The organism is Streptomyces thermoalcalitolerans (genome assembly GCF_039525155.1).
Lineage (GTDB): Bacteria > Actinomycetota > Actinomycetes > Streptomycetales > Streptomycetaceae > Streptomyces > Streptomyces thermovulgaris.
The window spans coordinates 55,665-80,088 of the sequence record NZ_BAAAHG010000017.1; the positions used below are offsets into that span (position 1 = coordinate 55,665).

General features: G+C 69.2%; 17 protein-coding genes, 2 pseudogenes and 2 CRISPR repeat arrays. Of the genes and pseudogenes, 8 read left to right on the forward strand and 11 right to left on the reverse strand.

What is annotated here, in order from left to right; genetic code table 11:
* The first annotated feature begins 4 nt into the window (after positions 1 to 4).
* Positions 5 to 268 (forward strand): CRISPR-associated endonuclease Cas2, encoded by a 264-nt coding sequence (gene cas2, locus ABD224_RS12920; protein ID WP_067400308.1) that lies wholly within the window; start codon positions 5 to 7, stop codon positions 266 to 268.
* An 89-nt stretch (positions 269 to 357) separates the two neighbouring features.
* A CRISPR array of direct repeats spans positions 358 to 1,186; the repeat unit is 30 nt; unit sequence GTCGTTGATCAACCCTGGAGGGATCGAAAC.
* A gap of 200 nt (positions 1,187 to 1,386) precedes the next feature.
* Positions 1,387 to 2,233, forward strand: a pseudogene (locus tag ABD224_RS12925) (IS5 family transposase); the annotation flags it as partial.
* Positions 2,234 to 2,251: 18 nt separating this feature from the next.
* Here the strand turns inward: ABD224_RS12925 and ABD224_RS12930 are convergent.
* The 4 genes and pseudogenes from ABD224_RS12930 to ABD224_RS12945 form a co-directional block, all read right to left on the reverse strand.
* Positions 2,252 to 3,799, reverse strand: a complete 1,548-nt coding sequence (locus ABD224_RS12930) for an esterase (protein WP_344049632.1) — start codon at positions 3,797 to 3,799, stop codon at positions 2,252 to 2,254.
* Positions 3,800 to 4,107: 308 nt separating this feature from the next.
* Complete coding sequence (locus ABD224_RS12935; protein WP_344049633.1) at positions 4,108 to 4,371, reverse strand: hypothetical protein; 264 nt, start codon at positions 4,369 to 4,371, stop codon at positions 4,108 to 4,110.
* A 168-nt stretch (positions 4,372 to 4,539) separates the two neighbouring features.
* The gene (locus tag ABD224_RS12940) at positions 4,540 to 4,848 is read right to left on the reverse strand and encodes a hypothetical protein (protein WP_067400320.1); all 309 of its coding nucleotides are present in this window, start codon (positions 4,846 to 4,848) and stop codon (positions 4,540 to 4,542) included.
* 318 nt (positions 4,849 to 5,166) lie between these two features.
* Positions 5,167 to 5,528, reverse strand: a pseudogene (locus ABD224_RS12945) (transposase family protein); the annotation flags it as partial.
* 120 nt (positions 5,529 to 5,648) lie between these two features.
* Between ABD224_RS12945 and ABD224_RS12950 the strand changes: the two are divergent.
* Complete coding sequence (locus ABD224_RS12950) at positions 5,649 to 6,359, forward strand: hypothetical protein (RefSeq protein WP_344049634.1); 711 nt, start codon at positions 5,649 to 5,651, stop codon at positions 6,357 to 6,359.
* On the opposite strand, the gene ABD224_RS12955 is transcribed toward ABD224_RS12950, so the two are convergent.
* The 3 genes from ABD224_RS12955 to ABD224_RS12965 form a co-directional block, all read right to left on the reverse strand.
* On the reverse strand, positions 6,339 to 6,674 hold the full coding sequence (locus ABD224_RS12955; RefSeq protein ID WP_344049635.1) for a hypothetical protein: 336 nt from the start codon (positions 6,672 to 6,674) through the stop codon (positions 6,339 to 6,341). The two genes, ABD224_RS12950 and ABD224_RS12955, sit on opposite strands and share 21 nt — an antisense overlap.
* Positions 6,675 to 7,104: 430 nt before the next feature.
* Complete coding sequence (locus ABD224_RS12960) at positions 7,105 to 7,815, reverse strand: hypothetical protein (protein WP_344049636.1); 711 nt, start codon at positions 7,813 to 7,815, stop codon at positions 7,105 to 7,107.
* A gap of 226 nt (positions 7,816 to 8,041) precedes the next feature.
* Positions 8,042 to 9,016 (reverse strand): glycoside hydrolase 5 family protein, encoded by a 975-nt coding sequence (locus ABD224_RS12965; protein WP_344049637.1) that lies wholly within the window; start codon positions 9,014 to 9,016, stop codon positions 8,042 to 8,044.
* A gap of 62 nt (positions 9,017 to 9,078) precedes the next feature.
* On the opposite strand from ABD224_RS12965, the gene ABD224_RS12970 reads away from it, so the two are divergent.
* Entirely contained in the window at positions 9,079 to 9,753 is a 675-nt protein-coding gene (locus ABD224_RS12970) for a TetR/AcrR family transcriptional regulator (protein ID WP_344049638.1), read from the forward strand.
* Between the two features lie 358 nt (positions 9,754 to 10,111).
* Here ABD224_RS12970 and ABD224_RS12975 read toward each other — a convergent pair whose 3' ends face one another.
* Both ABD224_RS12975 and ABD224_RS12980 read right to left on the reverse strand, forming a co-directional pair.
* Positions 10,112 to 10,903 carry an SMI1/KNR4 family protein gene (locus tag ABD224_RS12975; protein WP_344049639.1) on the reverse strand — a complete coding sequence of 264 codons (792 nt, stop codon included), beginning with the start codon at positions 10,901 to 10,903 and terminating at the stop codon, positions 10,112 to 10,114.
* A gap of 83 nt (positions 10,904 to 10,986) precedes the next feature.
* The gene (locus ABD224_RS12980) at positions 10,987 to 11,709 is read right to left on the reverse strand and encodes a TetR/AcrR family transcriptional regulator (protein WP_344049640.1); all 723 of its coding nucleotides are present in this window, start codon (positions 11,707 to 11,709) and stop codon (positions 10,987 to 10,989) included.
* 182 nt (positions 11,710 to 11,891) lie between these two features.
* Between ABD224_RS12980 and ABD224_RS12985 the strand changes: the two genes are divergently transcribed.
* Complete coding sequence (locus ABD224_RS12985) at positions 11,892 to 13,010, forward strand: serine hydrolase domain-containing protein (protein WP_344049641.1); 1,119 nt, start codon at positions 11,892 to 11,894, stop codon at positions 13,008 to 13,010.
* Positions 13,011 to 13,379: 369 nt separating this feature from the next.
* On the opposite strand, the gene cutA is transcribed toward ABD224_RS12985, so the two are convergent.
* A complete protein-coding gene (gene cutA, locus ABD224_RS12990) occupies positions 13,380 to 13,718 on the reverse strand; it encodes a divalent-cation tolerance protein CutA (protein WP_344049642.1) in 339 nt (112 codons plus the stop codon).
* Between the two features lie 487 nt (positions 13,719 to 14,205).
* Positions 14,206 to 15,615 (reverse strand): hypothetical protein, encoded by a 1,410-nt coding sequence (locus tag ABD224_RS12995; RefSeq protein ID WP_344049643.1) that lies wholly within the window; start codon positions 15,613 to 15,615, stop codon positions 14,206 to 14,208.
* A gap of 444 nt (positions 15,616 to 16,059) precedes the next feature.
* Between ABD224_RS12995 and ABD224_RS13000 the strand changes: the two genes are divergently transcribed.
* From ABD224_RS13000 to casA, 3 genes are all read left to right on the forward strand, one after another.
* The gene (locus tag ABD224_RS13000; protein ID WP_344049644.1) at positions 16,060 to 16,797 is read left to right on the forward strand and encodes a VOC family protein; all 738 of its coding nucleotides are present in this window, start codon (positions 16,060 to 16,062) and stop codon (positions 16,795 to 16,797) included.
* A 154-nt stretch (positions 16,798 to 16,951) separates the two neighbouring features.
* Positions 16,952 to 19,542: a CRISPR direct-repeat array (repeat unit 29 nt; unit sequence CGGCTCACCTCCGCTCGCGCGGAGAGGAC).
* 180 nt (positions 19,543 to 19,722) lie between these two features.
* Positions 19,723 to 22,617, forward strand: coding sequence for a CRISPR-associated endonuclease Cas3'' (locus ABD224_RS13005; RefSeq protein ID WP_344049645.1), 2,895 nt, complete (start codon positions 19,723 to 19,725; stop codon positions 22,615 to 22,617).
* 199 nt (positions 22,618 to 22,816) lie between these two features.
* Positions 22,817 to 24,406: a type I-E CRISPR-associated protein Cse1/CasA gene (gene casA, locus ABD224_RS13010; protein WP_344049646.1), complete on the forward strand. Its 1,590-nt coding sequence runs from the start codon at positions 22,817 to 22,819 to the stop codon at positions 24,404 to 24,406.
* The last annotated feature ends 18 nt before the right edge of the window (positions 24,407 to 24,424 follow it).

Below are 24,424 nucleotides of genomic sequence, written 5' to 3' on the forward strand. Positions count from 1 at the left end.
CCCCATGTTCGTCATCCTCGTCTACGACACCGCGGCCGAGCGGAACCCGAAAGTCCTCAAGACCTGCCGCAAGTACCTTCACTGGACCCAGCGCAGCGTCTTCCAGGGCCAGCTCTCCGCAGCCCAGTACCGTTCCCTCATGGCCGCCCTCACCACCGTCATCGACGCCGACCACGACAGCATCGTCACGTACACCGCGAGATCCCCGGAGCTGATCGACTCCCACACGCTCGGCGTCGAGCTCGGAGGCCCTGGGGACATCCTCTGACCTGGGGAGATGCACTACCGCCGGACCGCTGCAACTCGGGCGGCAAGAGCTTCTCGCCCCATCTCTGCGACCTGCGGCTTTACCCTCGGGTCGTTGATCAACCCTGGAGGGATCGAAACTTGAATCCGCGGAGCTGAAGCATCTCTCTCCTTGCAGTCGTTGATCAACCCTGGAGGGATCGAAACAACTCCCCAACCAGGAGGCGTGACATGGCCCGCCGGTCGTTGATCAACCCTGGAGGGATCGAAACGCGTCCCGCACCCGGCCCGGCGGCCAGGCCGCGTAGGTCGTTGATCAACCCTGGAGGGATCGAAACCGGGTCTGCATCGTGCTCACCTCCTCTCTGTGTCCTGTCGTTGATCAACCCTGGAGGGATCGAAACACGAGCGATATCGGCGAACCCTCCGTAGACGTTCTCGTCGTTGATCAACCCTGGAGGGATCGAAACGCGCGCTCCTCGGGCGGGACGTCGGCGACGATCTCGGGGTCGTTGATCAACCCTGGAGGGATCGGAACGAGAGCGGCACGCGCACCACGTAGCCGTGCGGGAACTCGAGGTCGTTGATCAACCCTGGAGGGATCGGAACGGGCACGGGCAGCACGCGGTGATGTGGGACATGAGCGAGTCGTTGATCAACCCTGGAGGGATCGGAACCAGCGTTGACCACACCCCCGGACCGTGCCGACGGGTCGTTGATCAACCCTGGAGGGATCGGAACGGGTCTTCAGCCAGCCGCCGCGCGATGCCTGGTAGGGTCGTTGATCAACCCTGGAGGGATCGGAACAAACCGCCCGGCAGACCAGGCAGCGCGCCGCCCGCGGTCGTTGATCAACCCTGGAGGGATCGGAACATGGGCGCGCGCTTGACCTTTTTCCGGTGCCGGGGGCGTCGTTGATCAACCCTGGAGGGATCGGAACTCCGTGGCAGGAGTTCAGCCGCCGAGGAAAACAGGGCAGCTGGCGGTTGAGCCTTCTGGCGCCCCGAACCCCAAGGCACCGGAACAGCGGGTTTCAGTACGAGCGAAGCCTTCCCGGTGAACGAGGCCGACTGGAGCGTGTCTCTTTGATGGTTGGTCGGTTGGTCGGGTGTGTCTGTCCGATGAGTGATCACCGATGCCATGTGGGACCGGATCGAGCCGCTGATGCCGGCCGATCCGGTCCGCGGGCGGCGATGGGCCGATCATCGCCGCACTCTCGAGGCCATCGCATGGAAGTACCGCACCAACTCGCCCTGGCGGGACCTTCCCGACGAGCTCGGCTCGTTCCAGATCGCTCACAAACGGCTGATCGGATGGGCCGTCGACGGCACCTGGGAGAGGATCCTGGCCGCGGTCCTGGCGGCGGCGGATGCTGACGACGACATCGACTGGACGGTGTCGGTCGACTCCACCGTCGTGCGGGCCCACCGGCATGCCGCCGGAGCACGCAAAAGGGGGCGGTCCGCGTCGGCGAGCCCGCCGATCACGCGCTCGGACGGTCCCGCGGCGGGCTGAGTACCAAGGTCCACCTGGCCGCAGATGGCCGCGCACGCCCCCTCGCCTTCACCGTCACCGCAGGCCAGGCCGGTGACGCACCCGCCTTTGAGACGGTGATGTCCCGCATCCGTGTGCCCCGCACCGGCCCGGGCAGGCCCCGGACGAGGCCCCTGGCCGTTCTGGCCGACCGCGCCTGCTCCTCCCGCGCCATCCGCGGCCATCTGCGGCGCCGGGGCATCCGCGCGGTCATCCCACAGCCGTCCGACCGGATCGGCCACCGCCTGCGGCGCGGCCGGCTCGGCGGCCGTCCGCCCGGCTTCGACCGCGAGGCCCACAAGCAGCGGAACACCGCCCGAGCAGCGCAACACCGCCCGAGCGGTGCATCAACCACCTCAAGCAGTGGCGCGGCCCGGCCACACGAACCGACAAACTCGCCATCGCCCACCAGGCCGCCCTCCACCTCGCCGGCATCCTCATCCGGACCCGACGCCGGCCAAAGAGACAGAACCTAGTCGTCGATTGCCGCCCCGTACAGTGCGTCCGTCGGCAGGCCGCCGGACGCGCTCAGGCTGTAGGTCCAGGAGCCGGAGGTGGTCAGGCCCGCGCTGCCCGCGGAGAACACCCAGACGCAGCCGTCGTTCGTGTTCTCACCGGGTGCCGAGACGAGCAGGCCGAAGCGGCCGTCGCGGTTCGGGTCGGTGAAGGAGACCTGGCCGCCGAACTTGTCGCCCTTCTCGACGGTGCCCGGGACGTTCTTGGTGCCCTGGTGCACGGACAGTGCGCCGGTGGACGTCAGGCCCTTGGCCGAGCCGCGCAGGACCGTGACGGCGCCGGCGTCGGTGACGGTGCCGATGTCCTCGCCCGCGACGCCGATCGCCACGTCCGCGTATCCGTCGCCGTTGCTGTCGCCGACGGAGAGGTCGGTGCCGAAGCCGTCGCCCTGCTCGTTCGTGCCCGGCACGCCCGCCGAGTTCTGGGTCCACCACACGGGAGGGGTGCCCGGCCCCTCCCGGCCGGCGGGGCCGTCCGCACTGCCGTAGTAGACGCCGACCACGCCGCCGGTCATGTTCTCGCCGCCGTCGTCCGGGCTGTGCGGCTCGCCGGTGACCAGGTCGTCATAGCCGTCGCGGTTGATGTCGCCGGACGCGACGACCGGGCCGCCGCGCACCGCGGTGATCGGCAGCGGCTTTTCGTCCGACGCGGTGCCGGGCAGGATGTACGACCAGCCGTGGCCCGGCTCGTCGCCCACGCTGGTGCCGGAGACGACCAGGTCGGCGAAGCCGTTGTTGTCGTAGTCGCCCGTGGTCATCGACTTGGGCTGGATGCCCGGCGCGTCGTCGGCGGAGGCCTGGCCGAGTGTTTTTTGCGGAGGCGAGGTGAGCGTGGTGCGCGACTTCTGCACCGGCCGCCGCGCCCGCGCGTCCGCGCTCCTGGCGGGCTGGGGGGCGGGCTCGAAGGTGTGGATCGTCAGCCCGACCGAGTCCATGACGGCGAGGGAGTCGCCCGGAGTGCTGTCTCCGAAGCGGGCCGCGGCGAGCGAGGTGCCGAACCGGCCGCCCGCGGTGACGCGATCGGACTGCAGCCAGGTGCCGGCCGATCCGGTGAGGCCCTTCGGCGTGCCCCACAGGACGACCGCGCCGCCCGCGTCGGCGACGGCGCCGATGTCCTCGCCGGGGATGCCGATGATCGCGTCGTCGTAGCCGTCGCCGTCGAGGTCGCCGGTGGCCAGCGACGTGCCGAAGCCGTCACCGGTCTCGGCGGCGCCGGGGACGCCCGTGGAGTTCTGGCTGAAGGCCTTGACCCTGGTCGTGCCGATGCCCTTGGGCCCGCCGTACTGCACGGTCACCATGCCGGCGCCCTTGTGCCCGCCGACCGTCGCCCCGGGGCTGCCGATGAGCACGTCGTCGTATCCGTCGCCGTTGAAATCGGTGTTGCGGTCGTTGGCGTGTGTTCCGCCGGGTGTTCCGGCGTGGACGCTCGGGGCGGTCGCGATGACCGCGCCCGTCACGAGGAGAAACGTTGCCGCCGCGACGGCGGCCGAGCGGTGCTTGCGCATGAGAGGCTCCTTGGCTCGGATACGACCGGCTGGCTCGGGGCGCGAGGTGTCCGTACAGGTCCCGTTCCTCTGTCTGGTGCCGTGTTTGACACCGCATCAGGAGGAAGGGTTGTACAGGAGGCATGTCTCTTTTGCTGAAGAAGATCACCTTTTCAGGGCGCGGTGTGCGGCCCGTGCAACGCCCGTACAAGCCCCCGTACAACAAGGGCGCCGGCGAACCGCCCCGGCCGTACGGCAAGCCCGGCGTACGGCCGACGTACCTGGTCAGCGGCACACTCACCCGCTCACGCCGACCCCGTGACACCACATCAGTTCACCGACGAGGCGAAGCCGAAGCCACCCCGCACCCCGCTGCCCGCCAACTGACCCTGCGATCCAGCAGCACCGGACACAGCGCCCGGCCGGCCCGGCGCCTCGCCGTCCAGCAGCCCACCGAGCGGACCGGCCTCCCGCACGACGCCGAACCCGCCCGGACCGTCGCCCCCGTCACGGCCGAGCTGGCGTCCAACGCAATCCGTCACCGCAGCCTTCCCGGCCGCGACGTCCGGCTGATGCTGCTTCTTCTGCTGCACGGCCCGCGGATCGAGGTGACGGACACCCGCCCCGAGCATCTGCCCCGCACCCCACCGCCCCGCCCCCGTCCGCCGACGCGACATCGGGCCGCGGCCTCCTGCTCGTCGAGGCGTACGCGGACCGCTGGGGCTGCACTGCCCACAACGCGTACACCAAAACGGTCTAGGTCAATACATCTGGAGCTTGTGGCCCTTCACCAGGACTGACAAGGAGCCGTCGGGCCTCACCCAGCGCAGTTTCCTGATGCCGTCGTAATTGCGTCCGGTCCGGAAGAACGCCAGCCCGACCACGAACGACACGAAGACGGCGGCGAAAAGACCGCCGATCAGCAGCATGCTCGGTGACTGCTCCGGTTTCCCTTCGTCGACCGGCTTGCTGCCGTAGTGGAACAGCATCGGCAGCCACACGACCAGCGACCACAGCAGCAGCGCGCCTACGTACCGGTATGCGCGCTGTTTCGTTCGCGCCTTCCGCACACTCTCCACTGTCACGGACAAGACGCGCCTGCACCGCGGACACTCGACCTTGATCGAGGTCTGGCCTGTCTCAGGGCGTATGAAGTCGGGTGACGCATTGCTGTGGAGCTGTCACTTCGAGGTGATGAGGTCCCCGTAGACCTTGGCGTCGATGAGGCAACTGAGCCCCACCCGGTACTGTCGCTCGATCTTCGGCGCGTTCTTCACGCTCTCCCCCTTCTCGACAGGCACGGGGAGTCGGCGCGCCCCACATATGGATCACGAGTGTGGCGCACATGATCCGATCGTCAACACCCCCTACTGAACGATGAGTCATTTTCATCCTCTGCGGTAGTTGGTCCCGACGTGGTTCAGGACGAGGACGGCTTGCACGATCGCGGCGGCACGGCGTGGGCAGCAGCGCGGCTTGACCAGGATCTTCCAGGGCTTGAGCGTGGCGATCGTTCATTCAGCGCGGGCGTGGATCTTCACATGGGTGCGGTTGACCGCCTTCTGCCGATGTGACAGCGCCCCCTGTAAGGGCGCCGCTTGAACGGCATGCGCACGGTCAGCGCGTCGACGATGCCGTGGGTGAGGGCGGTGGTCAGGCCATGAGTTGAGCCGGGCAACATCGGGTGAGCCTCGTCCAGGAGTTCGGCATGTCGGACAGCAGCAGCGTCAAGCACTACGATCTTGGCTCCTCGAAACCCAGCGACGCCCTTGCCGGGGCCTGGCGATAGCGGGGACGGATGCTTGGACCCTGGCCGAGAGCAGCAGCAGGACCGTACGGCCGGCAGGGTGAGGGGGAAGGTGGACAGCCAATGAACAACGTGTACGTGTACCGGGCACCCGAGGAGGGTGAAGGTGGCGGCAAGAGCGGTCGTGGTGGCCGCCGTTGGCGGCTCATCGCAGGTGTGGCCGTCGGTGTGCTGGCTCTCACGAGTGCCGTGATCGCGGCAGGGTGGCTTCTCGACCGAGCCGCCGACCGTGCGGTGGAGCAGGCGGCGGAGGCGAGGTGGGCCGAGGGGATCACGCCGGAGTGGATGAGCGAGCAGATGGGCCTCGACTTCCCGGACACGGCCCAGTCTCCTCAGGCGGCGTACCAGGTCACGTCCCGCTTCGACACGGGCCTGCTCACCTTCACACTGACGAGGTCCGAGGCGGAGACCTACCTGAAGGAGCAGCACCCGGAGGGCAACACGTGGCTGAAGCCGTCCTCCGCGCAGACCGACGTCACTCCGCATGACTTCGCGCACTTCGGGCTTCCGGAACCGGAAACGCTCAAGGACGGCATGCGCTATGGCTACGTCTGCCCCCGCGCTGCCGAGTCCACCGAGGCCCCAGGTGCCTCCGGCACCCCTGACAACCCGTATGGCACGTCCGCTCCCTACGGCACGTCCCGCAAGAGCTGCGTCCGTCTGTACGCACACGAGTACTCACCGAAGCGCACTCGGATCTACCTCCGCGCCTACTTCGAACCCGGCATCAGCCCTCTTCCTGCGACTCCGTCCTCATCGGTATCGGCGGACTGAAGGATCCCGACGCTGCCGGGTGATCGCCGAGGAGGGAGGGGCTGCGGCGATGTCCACAACAACAAAAGCAAGATGCTCAGGCAACAGATGTTCGGCCGGGCCGACGAAGACGCCTACCGCAGCTTCGTCAAAGGCCCCGAGGGCGACCCGCTCCTTGCCGCACGACTTCTCATCCCGCTGCGCTACCGCCGGCTCAAGCAGTTCAAAGCCACCTTCGACCACGGCCTCGGCGTGCACATCACCGACGGCGACTACGACCCCGTCCTCGTCGTCCAGCACGAAGGTGTCGAGCAGGTCTGCACACTTGTCTGCCACTGGCCGGCCGCTGCTGACCAGACCGCTTCCAGAGCGGAGTCAAGCCACTGTTGCTGTTCTGCGGAACCGAAGACCCTGCAGAATGCCGTGCTTCGTTCCGCCGCGGCGGAACACAGCATCAACAGCTCGGCGTCCGTGAGATCCATGAGATTTGTGAGACCCTCCATGGCAGTGACCTCCTGTGCCCGATGCTCCAGCTGTAGAGCGTGACGTGATCTTCATGCTCTGGATGCGGCTTGTCTCCAACGGCGGGATGACCGCCCAGGAACGCATGCGACGCGAGGCGCTGCGTCCGGTCTGCAAACCGCCGAGCTGTTCGTGGCCGGGGCCAGTGCTCAGGGGGGTCGCCGTGCTGCTGCGGGTGACACCGAAGTCCGTCTGCCGGTGACGGCGCGCCTGGGCCGCTGGAGGACCGGCGGCGACGAGGTCCTCAGCCCGCCGATGAGGACGGTGTTGCGGGAAGAGGGCTGATGCCCGGCTCGAAGTGGGCGCGGATGTAGAAACGGGTCCGCTGGGGCGAGAACTCGTGTACGTACACTTCGACGCAGCGTTCGTCGGACATGCCATAGGGGTCGGACACGCCGTACTGGCTGTCAGGGGTCTTGGAGACGCCGGGATTCCCGGTGGACTTGGCAGCGCGGGGGCAGACATCGCCATAGCGCACGCCGTCCTTGAGCGTTTCCGGTTCCGGAAGCCCGAGGTGCGCGAAGTCATGAGGAGCGACGCTGGCCTTTCCGGAGTGCGGCTGCGGCTCCAGCCACTTGTTGCCCTCCGGGGGATGCTTCTTCAGGTAGCTCTCCGCCTCGGACCTCGTCAGCGTGAAGGTCAGCAGGCCCGTGTCGAAGCGGGACGTGACCTGGTACGCCGCCTGAGGAGACTGGGCCGTGTCCGGGAGGTTGAGGCCCATCTGCTCGCTCATCCACTCCGGCGTGATCCCCTCGGCCCACCTCGCCTCCGCCGCCTGCTCCACCGCACGGTCGGCGGCTCGGTCGAGAAGCCACCCTGCCGCGATCACGGCGCTCGCGAGAGCCAGCACACTGACGGCCACGCCCACGGCAAGCCACCGGCGGCGGCCGTCACGACCGCTCTTGCCGCCGCCTTCGCCTTTCTCGGGTGCCCGGTGCGCGTACACGTCGTTCATCTGCCGTCCGCTCTCTCCTCAGTCCTGCTGGTCGTTCGGTCCTGCTGTTGCTTTCGGCCAGGGGTCAAGCGTCCGTCTCCGCTGTCGCCGGGCCCGGCAGCGGGGCGTCGCCGGCTCGGAAGAACCGAGAGCGTAGTGCATGCGTTCGGGAGACGCTTCATCCGCATCCTGTTCGATCTCCACGGGGAAGCGAGGGCACTTCGGTTCCGACGGGCGGGCGGAGGCATCACCGGGCGAAGACGGCCGAGGGGGTGCCCAGCTCGTCGATGAGGCGGCGGTAGGTCTCGAAGGCCGGCTTGGGGGTGTAGTCGTCGCGCAGGAGGCCGAAGTGGTGGAAGAGCCCTTCGGCGCTGCTGTCGGCGTCGCGCAGGGCGAAGAACGAGTAGCCGTCGATGTTGAGGTCGGTCGCGAGGGCGGCCACGGTCCGGACGACGGTCTCGAGGGTCGTGGCCTGTCGCTGCTCGGGGCGGCCGGGGCCGGTGGGCCAGCCGTTCTCGCAGACGCGGATCGCGACGCTGTCCGGGATGCCGGCCTTCGGCAGGTCGGTGCGCCGGAAGGCGGTGAGGACCGCGGTGACCGCTCCGGCCAACTGGCTGGCGGCAATGGGGTGGAAGACGTCGGGGAAGAAGTCCAGGCCGACGTAGTCCAGGCTGGCCAGGAAGCGTGCGTCGGCCCGGGCGGCGAGTTCGGTCCAGAAGGTGTCGGCCGGATGGAAGGTCGGCACGGCGTTGAAGCCGACGGCCAGAGTGTGGCCCAGGGCGCGAGCCTCCTGCTTGGCCGCGATGACTCCCTGGACGAGCGCGTCCAGGACGTTGGGGGTGCTGCCGTCGACGACGGGGAGGTTGGCGTTCGGTTCCTCGCAGATCTGGAGTGACGCCAGGTGCGGTCCGTGGGCCCGGACGGTTTCGCGGACGAACTCCAGCCACCCGTCCAGTCGTCCGGACGGCTCGCGGAACTGCAGCACGAGGTCGAGTTTGCGCCCGTGCCGGAGGTAGACCTGCGGGTCGGCGGGCGTGGGCGGCTGCGGTGTCACGGTGGCGGCGAACGAGCGGTAGGCGCGGACCGACAGCGCGGCCGTGGCGCCCTGCAGCGTGTCGAGTGCATCGGTGATGCGGTCCGGAAGGTCCGGCCGGACCGGGTGGACGATTCCCTTGTCGTCACCCAGGAGCCCACCCGGATAGATGCCAAAGGTCAGGGTCATGGCCGTCGCGCTCCCCAAAACTTGGTGTCACTGCAAAATTGTGGTGACACTATCATTCGGGGATGGGCCTTCGAGAGACCAAGAAGCAGCAGACCCGCACGGCGATCGCCGACGCGGCACTGGCACTGTTCCTGGAGCACGGCTTCGACCGGGTCACGGTCGCCGAGGTGGCGCGGCACGCGGGCGTGTCCACCAACACCGTCTTCAACTACTTCCCCACCAAGGAGGACCTCTTCTTCGACCGCCAGGCCGAGGCCGAAAGCCGTCTCGCCACGCTGGTGCGCGACCGGGTACCCGGAACCTGCCCGGTGGAGGTCGTCCGGGACGACCTGCTGACCGCCCTGCGACGGAACGAACCCATGCTCGGACTCCACCCCGGCGCACTCAGGTTCTGGCAGGTCATCCACGACAGCCCGGCCCTGCGTGCACGCGAACGCGAGATCGGCGAACACGCCGAGGCCGCACTCGCGGCGGCTCTGGCCGACCATCCGCCGACCATCGCCACGACACCGGACGACACCGGCCTTTCGATGCCCGCACTCCTCGCGGGCGCCATCGCCGGGACGCACCGGGCAGCCCTGCGCGAGCTCCGACGGCGCATCATGTCCGGCGAACCGCCGGCACGCGCACGCGACGCGGTCGCCTCCGCGGCGTTCCGGGCATTCGACCTGCTGTGTGCCGGACTGCACGCGGACACCGGCGAACCGGCACCGCGGGAACAACAGTCCCCTCAGTAGCCCGGGCCGCCGACGGCATCACGCAGAAGCGGAATCAGCCGACGAGGTCACCCTCGGCCGACGGCGGGAGTGCCCACGACGGGGGCAGGCGGCGGCATCGATGCTGTCGAGGCCCGTGAACATGTCGGCTCGCTTCTCAGCGGGGACTGCTTCCCGCGGCTTTCTGAACCAGTGAACAGGCGCTGCCGTTCTCGCGCACACGGGCACAGGTGTCCAGTCGCCACGAAGCCGGCTGTCCGCGGTCGCGCCGACCTGCACGGACCGGATGGCGTGAGACGGGCGGGCCCGGTTCGACGGCCATGGTGGCCGTGGGGCGGACACGCCCGTAAGGGATGGCCCTGGCCTCCCCACATGCCTTTTACCGATGGAGGATCTGCGAGTTGGGTATGAACCGGTTCCTGTCCTCGGGGTCGACGATGTCGTCGATGCCGGTGAAGTAGAACGACGTCGTCGTGCCGGCCACCACCTCGAGGAGGAACTGGCTGCACGACACCGGATGGGCCTCCCAGAGCGGGCCACGTCCCTCGTTGAGGAGAACGGTCCACTCCTCCGGCTCGGCATCGGGCCGCACCAGCCAGTACAGGAAGTGTCCCGCACCCTCCACGTACCCCCAGGGCACCAGCCTGACGTCGTCCTCATGAAGCTCCGGCGGCTTGTCCTCGCCGGCCTCCCACAGCTCGGTGAGGATCTCCTCGCGTTCCGCGGTCTGGGCGGCCAGGTCGTACAGCGCGTCCGGGCAGCCCGGTTCCAGCAGCCAGAGAATCCCTGCGAAGAGCCCGCCGCCGTACCACTCGACGAGCCGCTTGTAGTCGGCCGGCAGGGCAGTGCCCAACGCCTCCTCCACAGCGGCCCACTCCACGGTCCGGCCACGGCCGGGCGGCGGGCAGAGACGTGTCAGCGGTTCGGTGTGGCGCAGGCTCCGGGCCGTTCGTATGTCGCTCGGCAAGGCGCTGAACCGCGGTGGGGTCCTGGTGGCGTCCAGCACCACCGCACGCATCCGGTCGCCGACCGCGGGGCGGGGCGTGTTCGACCACCATGAGGGGTGTTCGGTCCGGTCGATGAAACCGTCGTGTCCGTCCGCGCGGACGGCGATCCCCGCCCGGGTCACGGCCGTGACGACCACGTCGTACTCCTGGTGATCGGCAAGCATGACGTCCACCCTGCACCACGCCGGCGGACAGGAACACAGCGGGCGGACGGCCCGAGGCCCGGCACCCCTCATTTATTGGTCGCCTATTGGCCGTCCGCCGCGCCTGTCGTCGTTCGGGCGTTTGACGACACTCCCGGGCCGGTCGGCCGGCTCGAGCGGATGGATGCCTCGATGTGGGCGAGGTGGGCGGCGAGGATCTCCTCGAACGCGGCACGGCGGTCCACCTCGAGGGGGCGGATGTCGCGGGCGAAGTGGGCCAGGGCCGGGAAGCGTTCGGGGTCGGCGCCGAGTACCGCGACGCGGAACAGCTCCATGCTCTGTTCGTGCTCTTCGGAGGTGACGGTGCTGAAGCCGGCCTCGGAGGTGATCAACGCGGTGAGGAGGACCGCGAGCCGGTGGTAGTGCGCCGGGATCTCCTCGTCGGGCAGCCCGGACGCGCGCAGGGCTTGCAGCACCTCCTCCATGACCAGCCGGGAGCCGGTGCCGCTTGATGCGTAACGTCCCCAGACCGCGGCGAGTTCGGGCTGCTGTCCGAAGGCCTCTCGCACGCGCAGGGCCAGGGACGTGATGCGCTGCTTCCAGTCGCCCTCGGGGCGGTAGCCGTCCAGCGCGGCCACGAAGACCCGGTCGGCGACCGCGCGCAGCAGTTCGGTCTTGCTGCGGAAGTGCCGGTACAGGCTGGAGGAATCGGTCCCGAGAACCGCGGCCAGCTTGCGCACGCTGAACGAATCCGCGTCGCTCGTGCGCAGCAGCTTCGCCGCCGCATCCAGGATCTCTTCGGTCGTCCAACGCCGTCGGCCTGCCATTGTGCTCCTTTCGTCAGATCTCAGACTACCTGTGCACTTACTTGTGCACTTGGCAATGCACGCACCGCGTGCATAATGAGTGCATGGGCGTGCCGGAGGGTCGGCATGCCACTCGTGCTCTGTTGTCCGGGTCAGGTGACCGAGGCGGAGCTCACCCCGGAGAACACGAAAGGACGCATGACATGGAGAACCCACTGGATCGCGCGGCGCTGGACGCCGCCCTCGAAAACGTCCACCGCGCCGGGATACCGGGCCTGTTCGCCGAGGTACGGGACGGCGACCAGGTCTGGCGCGGCGCCGCCGGGGTCGCCGATGTCGCCACCGGCCGCCCCGTCACCGCCGACATGCGGCACCGCGTCGGCAGCATCACCAAGACCTTCACCGCCGCGGCGGTTTTACAGCAGGTCGAGTGCGGCCAGATCGGTCTCGACACGCCGGTCGGCCACTACCTTCCGAAGCTGGTTCCGGGAGAACGCGGTGACAGGATCACGGTCCGGATGCTGATCAACCACACCAGCGGCCTCGCCGAGTACCTCCCCTACGCCTACCCCTCCCTCAGGGCGCTCCCCAACGTCGCGGACACCAGTCCCCAGAGCCTGGACGACCTCCGGTTCACGCGGTTCGACCACACCGAACTGATCAGGATGGGGGTCGATGCACCTGCCGTCGGCGCCCCGGGCGGCACTCCGGGCATGTACTCCAACACCAACTACCTGCTCCTCGCCCAACTCCTGGAAAAGGTGACCGGCACCACGGCCGAGCGGTACATCACCCGGAACGTCATCGAGCGCGCCGGGCTCCGGGACACCGAATTCCCCACCGGGCCGCACATCAAGGGGCCGCACTCGCGGCTCTACGAGGCGTGGTTCGGCATGATCGACCCGCCGCGCGACTACAGCGTCTACGACATGTCGTGGGTGGGGGTGTCGGCCTCGCTGATATCGACCCTCGCGGACCTCAACCGCTTCTACCGCATGCTGCTGGCCGGAAAGATCGTCAGCCCGTCGTCACTGGCGCAGATGCAGCGCACTGTCCCGATCGTCTCCCAGCAAGGAGAGATCATCGACTACGGCCTCGGCCTGCACCCGATGGAGGAACCCGGTCAGGGCACCTTCTGGGGCCACGGCGGCACGGTCTGGGGCGGTGGGACGCTGGCCATGACCCGTGCCGACGGCAAGCGGCAGATGGTGGTCGCGGTGAACATGCAGAGGTGGAACAGGCTCGACTCCTCCGGCAAGCCGCAGCCTCATCCCATCGACGACGCGCTTGCGGCTCTGTACCGCGTGGCGATGTACGGCTGACCGGCTGACCGGGCCGGGACGCGCGCGGCACAACGGGGGAGTTCCGTGTCGCACACCTGCCCGTACCGGCTGCGCCTGGCCGCCGAAACGGCGTCACCTGCCCACCGCACACCAGTGGGGCCGTGACGCCTGGGCGGCTGGGCGGGGAGCCACCGGAAGCGGGCGTCGTCGTCCTGGGCGATGGGGGGCTGCGCTGCTGTGCGACGGCGACATCGACCAAGGCGTCTGCGCATCACGCCGGTTCGTTGCAACTGCCGAAGCCCGCCCGCCGCCGTGGGCCGGGCCCGCGCTCAGACCGCTGCCTCCCGGCTGCCGCTTTGTGAGCGCAAGCGCACGCGTGACGCCTCCAGTGGTGCCCAGCGTGAGGCATTACTCGGCGGACTGCGGCGCCGTCTCCTTGGCCACCCACGCCAGATAGGCGTCCGAACCCCCGGTCACCGGGAGGACGATCCACTCGGGAACCTCGTAGCTGTGCTCCTTGGTCACCCATGCTTGCAGCTCCGGAAGGCGCTCCGCGGTCGTCTTGTAGGAGATTCGCCATTCCGTGGCCGTCTCGACGGCACCCTTCCAGCGGTACACCGCCGTGAACGGCTGGTCGATGTGCGCACAGGCGGCCAACCGGTTCTCGATCGCGCCACGCGCCAGGGCCTTCGCCTGCTCCTCGTCGTCAATGGTCGTCTGCGCGATCACGATCTCGCTGCCGGCCATGCGGTTCTCCTTCCAGGTCGGTGCCATACGACACTAACCAGCCGCCCCGGGGTTCGGCGTCTCAAGGCTCCTGAAGGCACGGTGCCGTCAGGAACGGAGCCGTTCGCGGTGCCGTGGGCGATGAGCCGCACAGGCTTGGCGCACCGGCTCGGCTGAACCAACTCGTGCCCGGAGTCCGCCAGAATTCGGCGCATCGAAGTCGGTACTGGTCGAGTGCCGGTACCGGCGTCGCACATGCCGAGGCCGTCTGCGGCAGGCCGGTGGGGAGTGCTGCCGCACGAGTCGCGGATCCCGAGGACCCGGAAACCCGGGCCCGGCCCGGTGAATCCCGCGCCGGGCCCGGACTCCTCGACCGGGCCCGTGGACATGCACCGCGCTGCTGCACCGTGACCGCCTCGGCCACAGGGGCGGCTGCCCACCGCGCGCCGTCCCGCCTCGTGGTTCCGTCCGCCACTGGCGCCGGCCTGCACGGTGCCCGGCTCAGGCGTCAGCGCTCCTGACGCAGCGACACCCGGAAGTGCCCGTTGTTGTCAGGGCCCGTGAAAAGTCCCGCGCCTTTCACACTGGTCACATGGGGCGCCTCGACCCCCTCCAGCGCCTTCGCCGAGTCCGGGCCGGCGGTGAGGTCGACCTGGGTGACGACCAGAGCGGTGTCATTGGCGGCCGAGTCCTCCTGAACCTCGCCGTACGCCGTGCCGTCGTCGTGGATCGAGGTGATTGCGATCGACTTGCGGTTGCCGTCTCCCGCCAGGCAGATGCCCTTCTTCCGCTGCAGGTCGAAGGCGACGGGACCGGCGGCGAGGTAGTGGCCTCCGGGTGAGACGACCACCGGGTACTCACGCTCCGACTCCCGGTTTTTCCCGGTGACGCCGTTGCTGAGGTCGTACCCGCAGGTCATGGAGGCCTGGAGGCGTCCCGTGCGGACGTCGTGCACGGACCACACCGGATCGGTGTCGAAGCCGGGGGCGTCCCAGCCGGCGATCAGATGCCCGCCGCCGACGCCGTACACCATGCCGTTCCAGTTGTTGCCGAAGGAGTCGGTTTGCGCGTTCGTGCCGTCCGGACGTACGTCGTTGCTGAACCAGCGGCCAGGTATGCCGAAGCCTCCGTCGTCCATGCTCACCAGCGGACCGTCGGCAGTGGCCGCCATTACCCGGATGTCCGAGCATGAGCTGTACTCGTCCGGGCACGGGAGCTTGAGATCGTCGGTCTGGTCATAGGCGACGGTCTCGCCCGTGGCCACGTCCACCGCGGCGGACGGCGTCGGGTACCTGCCCCGTTCACCCCAGCCGACCAGTACCCGGCCGCCCTCCGTGTTCAGCCGCACCTGCCCGGGGCGTGCCGTCACGGGTACGTCGATCTGTCGCAGCGGCTTCACCGACGTACCCGTCGCGTCGACGGAATACACCAGGAGGCGCATCACCTCGGTGCCCTTGTGCAGGGAGTCCTTGCCCTGCAACCCGTGGGCGTACGCGACGACGTACTCGCGCCCGTCCTGCTCGACGACCGCCACGCCCGGGATCTCCGCCGCCTCCCCCTCCGACGGATCACCGGCTGCGCCCTCCAGCGGCGTCGGCGGTTTCCACGGCGCCGACGTCCAGCGGACCCGGCCGGTGTCGGCGGCCCGTACCTTGAGCGTGTAGCCGTTGGAGGCGGAGTGCAGAAGGGCGACCGCGCCCGCGCGGGGTGCCACTGCCACCGGAAGGGTTGCCGCCGACTGGGGCACCCAGCTCAACGTTTCGTCCCAGCCCTTGTTCGCGTCGTAGGCGGCCGGCAGGGCCAGCTCGATGAGAGGCTTGGCTTGGCGGGAGGAGTCCGGGGGAGCGTCTTCACTGCTGCAGCCCGTCAGTGAGACGGCCATCAGCAGCACCGTTCCCACCACTGCACCTGCGCGCATGCCGTGTGTTTCTCCTATCCCCCTGTGACGGTCTCTCCGACCGTCGGTGATCAAAATCGATCGATGAAGGTACCAGGGATGTGCGCGAACCCTTTTCCGCTTGGGCGGGGTGACGACCGTTCACCCCCGTTCACCCCCTGTTCATCCCCCGGGACTCCCTGTCCGAGGGTGTCCGAGGTCCTGACCATGCGCGCCCGGGACGGTCATTAGCAGGGCGATGCTCAGCCACCGACGGTCCCTTCTCCAACGGCATGGCCCGCAACAGGCTGCAAGCGCGACGGGTGGCCGCCTCTGAAGCGGGGGTGGCTTGGCCGCACTCCTCCTGCGTACACCCTGCGTGCGCGAGGACCCGCAGGGTTTCGACGAGAGCGGGCATGTCGGCGTCGGCTCGAGCACACGATTAATGGCGGTGGCCGAACCGGTGGCAGCTTCTAGGATCCGGACATGGCAACGAGGCTCGTGCAGATCACCATGAAGGCCCGGGACGACTCCGCGCTCGGTCGGTTCTGGGCGGAGGCGCTCGGGTGGGGCATCGACAGTGAGGCACCCGGTGTGACCAACCTCGAGCCCGTGGGCCTCACCTACCCCGATCCCGCGGCCGTCTGCATCGACATCGTCGCCGACCCGGAACCGAAAACGGTGAAGAACCGGGTGCACCTTGATCTGGCCACCACCTCGACCGCCCATCAGACGGAGCTGGTCGAGCGACTGAAGGACCTCGGCGCGACGCTCGCCGATGTGGGGCAGGGGGATGTCCCCTGGACGGTCATGGCCGACCCGGAGGGCAACGAGTTCTGCGTCCTGGAGCCCCGTCCGATCTACCAGGACACCGGGCCGGTCGCCGCAGTGGTGGTCGACTGCACCGACCCGCGGGCAATGGCCCGGTTCTGGGGCGAGGCGATGGACTGGACACTGCACGAGGTCACCGACACCTACGCGGCCCTGCGCTCCTCCAAGGGAGTCGGCCCCTACCTGGAGTTCATCCGAACCCTCGACACCAAGAGCGTGTGGAACCGCGTCCACCTCGACATCAGCCCCTACCCCGACGATGACCTGGAGGAAGAGGCAGCCCGACTGCGCGCCCTGGGCGCCACCGACCCGGACATCGACCAGTCCGCATTCCCCTGGACGGTTCTGGTCGACCCGGAGGGCAACGAGTTCTGCCTCCTCACCCCTCGCTGACCTCGAGCAACGGTTTCGGCGGTTGCGGGTCGGCAGCGGGGACCGCGTGGCGTTGGCGAATGCCACTGGGGACAGCCTGGTTCTCGCAGGACCATGGCAGATGGACAGGTAGTGGAGAGGGCAACGCTGTCTACGTCGACGCCGCCGAAGCCCTCGGCTCACCTCCGCTCGCGCGGAGAGGACCCACAGAGACCTAGGTGGGGAAAGTTCTAACGCGGCTCACCTCCGCTCGCGCGGAGAGGACGGCGGCATCGCAGGCATCGTCGGCCTGGTCCTCGGCTCACCTCCGCTCGCGCGGAGAGGACCGAGCTCCCGCGCCAGGCGCGCCTGCTCGAGGCGGCTCACCTCCGCTCGCGCGGAGAGGACTCCTCGGGCGCGTGCTGGTACAGCCACGTCACCGGCTCACCTCCGCTCGCGCGGAGAGGACTCGTTGACGAAGCGGACGTCGGTGAAGACGTACGGCTCACCTCCGCTCGCGCGGAGAGGACCGGAGCCGATCCCCGGGCAGACGGCTCTGCCGCGGCTCACCTCCGCTCGCGCGGAGAGGACTCGTAGGTGTGCAGGCCGAAGAGCGTCTTGGACGGCTCACCTCCGCTCGCGCGGAGAGGACCGCGGTTCGTCGGTGGCCTTCTCCGTCTGCTGCGGCTCACCTCCGCTCGCGCGGAGAGGACGAGGACGGCCAGGTACGCCAGGTAGGCGGGGCCGGCTCACCTCCGCTCGCGCGGAGAGGACGGTGTCGTCGCCTTCCTTGGCCTTTCGTATGGCGGCTCACCTCCGCTCGCGCGGAGAGGACGCGATGTACTCGGGGTCCTCGTACGCCTTGGCCGGCTCACCTCCGCTCGCGCGGAGAGGACTGACCAGGACGGCCAGCACGGCCTTGTGTCGCCGGCTCACCTCCGCTCGCGCGGAGAGGACTCGTTGTCGTGGCGGTACATCAGGCAGCACTCCGGCTCACCTCCGCTCGCGCGGAGAGGACTCCTCGGCGGCCAGGCCACCGAAACCCAGGTTCGGCTCACCTCCGCTCGCGCGGAGAGGACCCCGCCCCCGCCCACGACGCGGACGCGCTCTTCGGCTCACCTCCGCTCGCGCGGAGAGGACGAGACACCCAGCAGCCGCTCCTCCTCGGCGTTCGGCTCACCTCCGCTCGCGCGGAGAGGACCTGCTGTGCATTGGGGGTGCGGGTGCGCATCTCGGCTCACCTCCGCTCGCGCGGAGAGGACGCCTTCGGGTAGCTCATCCGGGCGCTCATCGCCGGCTCACCTCCGCTCGCGCGGAGAGGACCCGGGGCTGCCGTCCGCCAGCCGCTCCACTACCGGCTCACCTCCGCTCGCGCGGAGAGGACGATGGTGGCGCTCGGCCCGTAGACCTGCGTGGCGGCTCACCTCCGCTCGCGCGGAGAGGACGTTGCGGCCGACGACGACGGCCCAGCGGCGGGCGGCTCACCTCCGCTCGCGCGGAGAGGACGGAGCCGTCCGGTACTGGTAGGTCTGGGCGGGCGGCTCACCTCCGCTCGCGCGGAGAGGACGGCGGTAGCGCGCTGGAGGGACGGGCCTACGTCGGCTCACCTCCGCTCGCGCGGAGAGGACTCCCCCACCAGCGGGAACGGGTCGGAGGTGATCGGCTCACCTCCGCTCGCGCGGAGAGGACGGAGTACCCGCTAAGTACGATCGCCAGGGAGGCGGCTCACCTCCGCTCGCGCGGAGAGGACCTCACCGCAGCCCAGCAGCGCATCCGCCGTGTCGGCTCACCTCCGCTCGCGCGGAGAGGACAACGGGAAGTGCGTCGTCGTCTCCGAGGACGACGGCTCACCTCCGCTCGCGCGGAGAGGACCTGATCGTCGCGGTCGACAAGCTGCCCAGATCCGGCTCACCTCCGCTCGCGCGGAGAGGACGCGGCCCTCGGGGAGCTGGGCATCCTGCCCGCCGGCTCACCTCCGCTCGCGCGGAGAGGACCTGGTGGCCTTCCGGGTCAGGCGGGTGAACTCCGGCTCACCTCCGCTCGCGCGGAGAGGACGTCGGTCATGCGGGCGGCCTTGCGCAGGACGGCGGCTCACCTCCGCTCGCGCGGAGAGGACACTATCCGCAGGTGGCCACCCTTCGGCCTCGGCGGCTCACCTCCGCTCGCGCGGAGAGGACCGGGCGGGTCAGAGCCGTCAACTCGGTGACCGCGGCTCACCTCCGCTCGCGCGGAGAGGACGAGTAGATCGCCGCCGAGGTGTTCACCGTCAGCGGCTCACCTCCGCTCGCGCGGAGAGGACGAGGTGAGCCACCTGCCACAGCCGCCCAAACACGGCTCACCTCCGCTCGCGCGGAGAGGACATGCGGCGAAGGCGGCGGAGGTGGCGGGTGAGCGGCTCACCTCCGCTCGCGCGGAGAGGACGCCAAGGATCGGTTTGCCCAAGGGGCTTTCTTCGGCTCACCTCCGCTCGCGCGGAGAGGACAGCTCCTTCACCTGGGGGTGACGCTTACCCGGCGGCTCACCTCCGCTCGCGCGGAGAGGACGCCAAAAAGGTGTCGTGCCATGTGAGCCCCTTCGGCTCACCTCCGCTCGCGCGGAGAGGACGGGCTCGTGTCGGTCGCGCAGCCCCTTCTCGGCGGCTCACCTCCGCTCGCGCGGAGAGGACCCCATGGATGAGTGCTGCTCGGTCGTGAAATACGGCTCACCTCCGCTCGCGCGGAGAGGACGAATAACCCGGACACACAAAAAAAGGGGGCCGCGGCTCACCTCCGCTCGCGCGGAGAGGACCCTTCCTGACCTGCAGCGTTATGGTGGCATTGCCATTTCTTTACCTTTAGAGCGCATCCGGGATCAGTGTTCTGTCGGCGTGGTCCGTTCAAGGGGCAGTGTAGGGCGGGCGGTTTTGCTGTGTTTGGCGTTTTTGCTGCTCAGCGCTGTTGTCAGTGGCAGCTGGTAGCAAATAGCGTCATGACAGAGCTTCAGGACAAGCCGTCCGTCTGTGCGTTTCCGGACTACCGGTTGTGGGGGAAGGAGCACGGGCTGAGCCGCCCCTACCCGGTGATGTGTCATCTGCTGGATGTGGCGGCGGTGTTCGCCGTGCTGTGGGACGAGCTGCTGGACGAGCGGACGCGTCTGCGTTTTGCCGAGCAGCTGGGCCTGGAAGCGGAGGAGTGCCGGTCGGTCCTGTCCTTGTGGGCTGGACTGCACGACCTGGGGAAGATCACGCCGGTGTTCCAGGCGCAGGTTCCCGAGCTGTTCGAGGCGGTGCGCGGCGAGCCGGAGTACGTGTTCGCACCGGGGGCGGAGCGGGACCGGGGCTTCCGGCATGAGATGGCGACGCACTGGGCTCTCGCCGGGCTGCTGGCCGAGGCCGGGTATCCGGACCGGCGGGTCAAGTCGGTCACGGGGGGTTCGAGTGCGCCTGTGGCGCACTGGGTGGCGCAGCTTCTGGGCGGTCATCACGGCTTGTTCGGGGCGGCGTTGCAGGCATCTCGCCTGCGTCTGCCCAGCCAGTATCAGGCGGGGCTGGGAGAGGAAGGGTGGGCACGGCAGCGGCGGCTGCACTTCGAGGAGCTGCGGCGGGTGACGGGTGGGCACGCGGTGCCGGCGTCTGCTCTGTCTGCCGAGCTGGCGGTGGTTCTTACGGGTCTGGTGATCACGGCCGACTGGCTGGCGAGCCAGACGCACGCCATCGAATCGGTGCGCCCTGCTGCCTCCTGGCGGGCGAGCCCGGGCGAGGTGGAGGCGCACTTCAAGCGTGCGCAGGCTGCGGCGCCGGGGCTGGTGACCGCGGCCCGGCTGGGACGGGCCAGGTTCGATGCCCGGGACTTCGGTGAGATGTTTCCGTTCGCTCCGAATCCGTTGCAGGCGGATGTGGTGGCGCATCTTCCTGGGCTGGTGGAGCGACACGGCCCGGGGCTGGTGCTGGTGACTGCGCCGACAGGGGACGGGAAAACGGAGGCCGCGCTGTACGCGGCGTCGGTGCTGGGCCGTGCGGCCGGTGCGCGGGGACTGTATGTGGCGCTGCCGACCATGGCGACGGCGGACGCGATGTTCGGGCGGGTCCGTTCGTTCGCCTCCGAGGCTCTGGGCGGTGAACGTGCGCTGACCTTGCTGCACTCCATGGCGTGGCTGAATCCCCTGTACGCCCCGCCCACGGACGGTGCCTCGGACGACGGACCGCAACAGTTCGTCGGTGACATGGTCAGTGCGGACGGTGCGACGGCCGTGGAAGCGGGAGTCTGGCTGCGTGGGCACAGGCGCGGTTTCCTGGCCCCGCTGTCGGTGGGCACGATCGACCAGGTGCTCAGTGGCGTTCTGCCGCTGCGCTACAACGTGATGCGCCTGTTCGGCTTGTTCGAGAAGGTCTTCGTCGTCGACGAGGCCCACGCCTACGGGCCGTGGATGCACAAACTTCTGCTGACCCTGCTGGAGTGGCTGGGCGCGTTCGGGGCGCCGGTGGTGCTGTTGTCGGCCACGCTGACCGGCAGTACGGCGGCGTCGCTGGTCAACGCCTACCGACGCGGTGCCGGGTTCGTGGAACCGGTCGACATCGCGCCCTGCTACCCGGGCTGGCTGTACGCGAGCGCCAAGAGTGGTGAGGTCGCGCGGCCGCGGGCGACCAGTACCGGCCGTCCCCGCACCGTGGACATCGCGGTGCGCCGCGTGGAGTGGGACGTGCTGTCGGCCGCTCCTGGCGCGCCGGTACGCCCCGGGGGCCGACGGGCCGTGCTGAGGGAGGAGTTGCGGCCGGTCGTCGAGGAAGGCGGGACGGCGCTGGTGTGCTGCACGACGGTCGCCGAGGCACAGCGCACGTTCCGTGATCTGCGCGCGGCGTTTCCCGAACTGGCGGCCCGGGAGGGTGGTGTGCGGCTGCTGCACTCACGCTTCCCGGCCAATGTCCGGCAACGCATCACAGCGGAGTGCGAGGCCGCGTACGGAAAACCCCGCGACGGAGAGCCGGTCGCGGTACGCCCCTCGTCGGTCCTGGTCGCCACTCAGGTGGTCGAACAGTCCCTCGACCTGGACTTCGACCTGGTCGTCAGTGATCTCGCACCGTTGGCGCAGCTGCTGCAGCGGGCGGGGCGTGGCCGCCGTCACCGCAGGGGCCCCGGCGGACGTCCATCGTGGGCCCGGGCGGAGGACCGGCCGAGGCTGGTCGTCCTCGATCCGTTCAGGCGCCCGCAGAAGACGGACAAGCCACCCACGTGGGGGTCGGTCTACGACACCGGCCTGCTGATCCGTACCTCGCTCCTGCTGGCCGAGCGCGCCACGGACGGGATCGTCGTGCCGGACGGGGTGCAGGAGCTCGTGGACGCCGTCTACGCTCCCGACTTCGTCGACGGGCTCGATGCCGCCGTCGAGCAGGAGCTGCGGCTGCTGGACGGCGAGCGTCTGGCGTCGACCATGGCGGAAACAGGCCTGGCCGACATGGTCAGCATCAAGGGACCCGGTGACATCCAGGGCAACTTGCACCTGATCAGCCGGCAGTTCGAGGGAGTGACCGAGGAACTGCTCACCACCCGGCTGGGCGCCGACACCGGACGCGTCGTGTGCGTCTACGTCCAGCACGACGGACGGCAGACCCTCGACGCGGCCGGTTCCCTCCCTCTGCCCGGTACCGAAGGGCACCCCTTGGACCGGGACGCGGTGGCGCGGATCGTCGCCCATGTGACCCCGGCTCCCGGCGCGTGGGTCAGGGACAGCGGCCAGGCAGGCGAGCTTCCTGCCGCCTGGCGCAAGGTGCCCGCACTGAGGGATCTGACTGTGCTGCCGATGACCAGGAGCGGTGACGGCAGGTGGAGCTACCACTGCGGTGACCGGACGATCAGCATGTCCGAGGTCGGTCTTGAGCAACTCTGACCGAATTTCTCGAAAGCACTACCTGCACAACAACGGCCTTTGGTAGTGTTCAACATCATCTGGCCCGGGGGGACTTGGGGGAGTACGCCTGCTTTTGCAGGCAAGGGGGTGGATGACCGGAGCTGTTGCACAACGACGGCCGACTCACCCCCGCTCACGCAGGGACCCCGTTCTTATTCTGTACCTCCTCGGGAGACCCATGCCCGCGACCGTGAACATCCTTGACGAGCCCCTGTTCCCCGTGCGCTGGTCACCGGACGCCGGACACTCCGGTGGCAGTCGGCCTGCCCGGGTGGGACTGCGTGATCTGCTGGTGCGCAGTCACGAGATCGAGTCGCTCGCCGTCCCGGACGCGCCGGCGCACTCCGCCCTGCTACGCATCCTGTATGCGCTGACCGCACGGGTGACCGGTCTGGACGAGGCGAAGAACGGCCCGGACGACTGGCAGCTGCTGCGCGAAGAGATCCTGACCGAAGGACGCCTTCCCCGCACAGGCATCGAGAACTACTTCGCCCGCTACCGGGAGCGCTTCTTCCTGTTCGACCCTCGGCCGGAGGGGCGGCCCTGGATGCAGGACCCACGGCTGAAGGAGCAGTGCGACGCGTCCAGCACGGCCGGGGTGAACAAACTGGTGGTGACGCGGCCCGCGGGCAACAACCACTCCTGGTTCCGGCACACCAGTGACGCGCGCCCCGACCTGCCGACCGCATCGGACGCGGTTCTCAACCTGCTGACCTGGCACTACTACGGCCCGTCCGGCCGCTGCTCGGCCCGCGAGGTGGGCGGCGTCAAGTCCGCCAGCGCCAAGGCCGGCCCGCTGCGCACCAGCCTCTCCTACCACCCCGAGGGCGACACGCTCTTCGAGACGCTCCTGGCCGGCCTCGTCCCCCCGCCACGAGAGGTGGACGCCGAGCGCGACCTGTGCCCGTGGGAGTGGGACGAGCTGCCCGACCCCGACGGGCCGCCGCCCGCCCTGACGGGCCCGTGCTCGCGGCTGACGGCCGGCTCCATGCACGCCCTGCTGCTCATCCCCGAGGGGAACGGCGACAAGGTGCGCGACGCCTACATCACCTGGGCCTACCGCACAGGACGCGGCACCCGCCCCGATGACGACTATCTGATCTGGCAGGTCAGCAAGCAGGGCAACACCTACCCGCGGCCCGCCTCCTCGAACCGGGCACTGTGGCGGGACCTGGATGCGCTGCTGCTGATCGACCCGCCCGGCGTCGCCCGGCCGAGACGGCCCGCCGTCTTCGAATGGGCCGCCGACGTCTCGTCCGAACTGCGTGTACGGGCGCTGGGCTTCGAGCAGGACGGGCAGGCCAAGGACATCCAGTTCGTGGACGCCGTCACCCCGCCCGTGCTCGGCTTCGTGGAGAAGCGCTCGGTACGCACCTACCCCGCCGTCGGCAGGCTGCGCGTGCTGGGAGAGCGGTTCGGCAACCGGCTGGACCGGGCTCTGCGCCGGGCCTGGCGCACGTATGTGAACGATCCGAAGGACAGCGCGGACGCCTGGGCCCAGGAGGGTGCCGTCCGGTACTGGCCCGCTGCGGAACGGGAGTTCTGGGACCGGTTCGCTCTGCTGGACCGGACGGGGACCGCGCTGGACGGCGGTCTGGACGCCGTGGCTGCTCGAAAGGCGTTCCTCCGGCTGGCCGTGCGTGCCTTCGACGAGGTCACCGCTTCGGCGGCCCGTACCCAGCGCGGTGCGAAAGCGGTGGAAGAGGCCCGCATCGAACTGTTCGGCGACCGCCGCGGCAAACCAGCCGCTCCTCCCGACGCCGCATGAGCCGCACGCCCCTGAAGG

Excerpts from the sequence above, each read along its gene's own strand:
- cas2 (WP_067400308.1), top strand. The coding sequence starts at position 5 with ATGTTCGTCATCCTCGTCTACGACACCGCGGCCGAGCGGAACCCGAAA.
- ABD224_RS12930 (WP_344049632.1), bottom strand. The coding sequence starts at position 3,799 with ATGCGCAAGCACCGCTCGGCCGCCGTCGCGGCGGCAACGTTTCTCCTC.
- ABD224_RS12950 (WP_344049634.1), top strand. The coding sequence starts at position 5,649 with ATGAACAACGTGTACGTGTACCGGGCACCCGAGGAGGGTGAAGGTGGC.
- ABD224_RS12960 (WP_344049636.1), bottom strand. The coding sequence starts at position 7,815 with ATGAACGACGTGTACGCGCACCGGGCACCCGAGAAAGGCGAAGGCGGC.
- ABD224_RS12965 (WP_344049637.1), bottom strand. The coding sequence starts at position 9,016 with ATGACCCTGACCTTTGGCATCTATCCGGGTGGGCTCCTGGGTGACGAC.
- ABD224_RS12970 (WP_344049638.1), top strand. The coding sequence starts at position 9,079 with ATGGGCCTTCGAGAGACCAAGAAGCAGCAGACCCGCACGGCGATCGCC.
- ABD224_RS12975 (WP_344049639.1), bottom strand. The coding sequence starts at position 10,903 with ATGCTTGCCGATCACCAGGAGTACGACGTGGTCGTCACGGCCGTGACC.
- ABD224_RS12980 (WP_344049640.1), bottom strand. The coding sequence starts at position 11,709 with ATGGCAGGCCGACGGCGTTGGACGACCGAAGAGATCCTGGATGCGGCG.
- ABD224_RS12985 (WP_344049641.1), top strand. The coding sequence starts at position 11,892 with ATGGAGAACCCACTGGATCGCGCGGCGCTGGACGCCGCCCTCGAAAAC.
- cutA (WP_344049642.1), bottom strand. The coding sequence starts at position 13,718 with ATGGCCGGCAGCGAGATCGTGATCGCGCAGACGACCATTGACGACGAG.
- ABD224_RS12995 (WP_344049643.1), bottom strand. The coding sequence starts at position 15,615 with ATGCGCGCAGGTGCAGTGGTGGGAACGGTGCTGCTGATGGCCGTCTCA.
- ABD224_RS13000 (WP_344049644.1), top strand. The coding sequence starts at position 16,060 with ATGGCAACGAGGCTCGTGCAGATCACCATGAAGGCCCGGGACGACTCC.
- ABD224_RS13005 (WP_344049645.1), top strand. The coding sequence starts at position 19,723 with ATGACAGAGCTTCAGGACAAGCCGTCCGTCTGTGCGTTTCCGGACTAC.
- casA (WP_344049646.1), top strand. The coding sequence starts at position 22,817 with ATGCCCGCGACCGTGAACATCCTTGACGAGCCCCTGTTCCCCGTGCGC.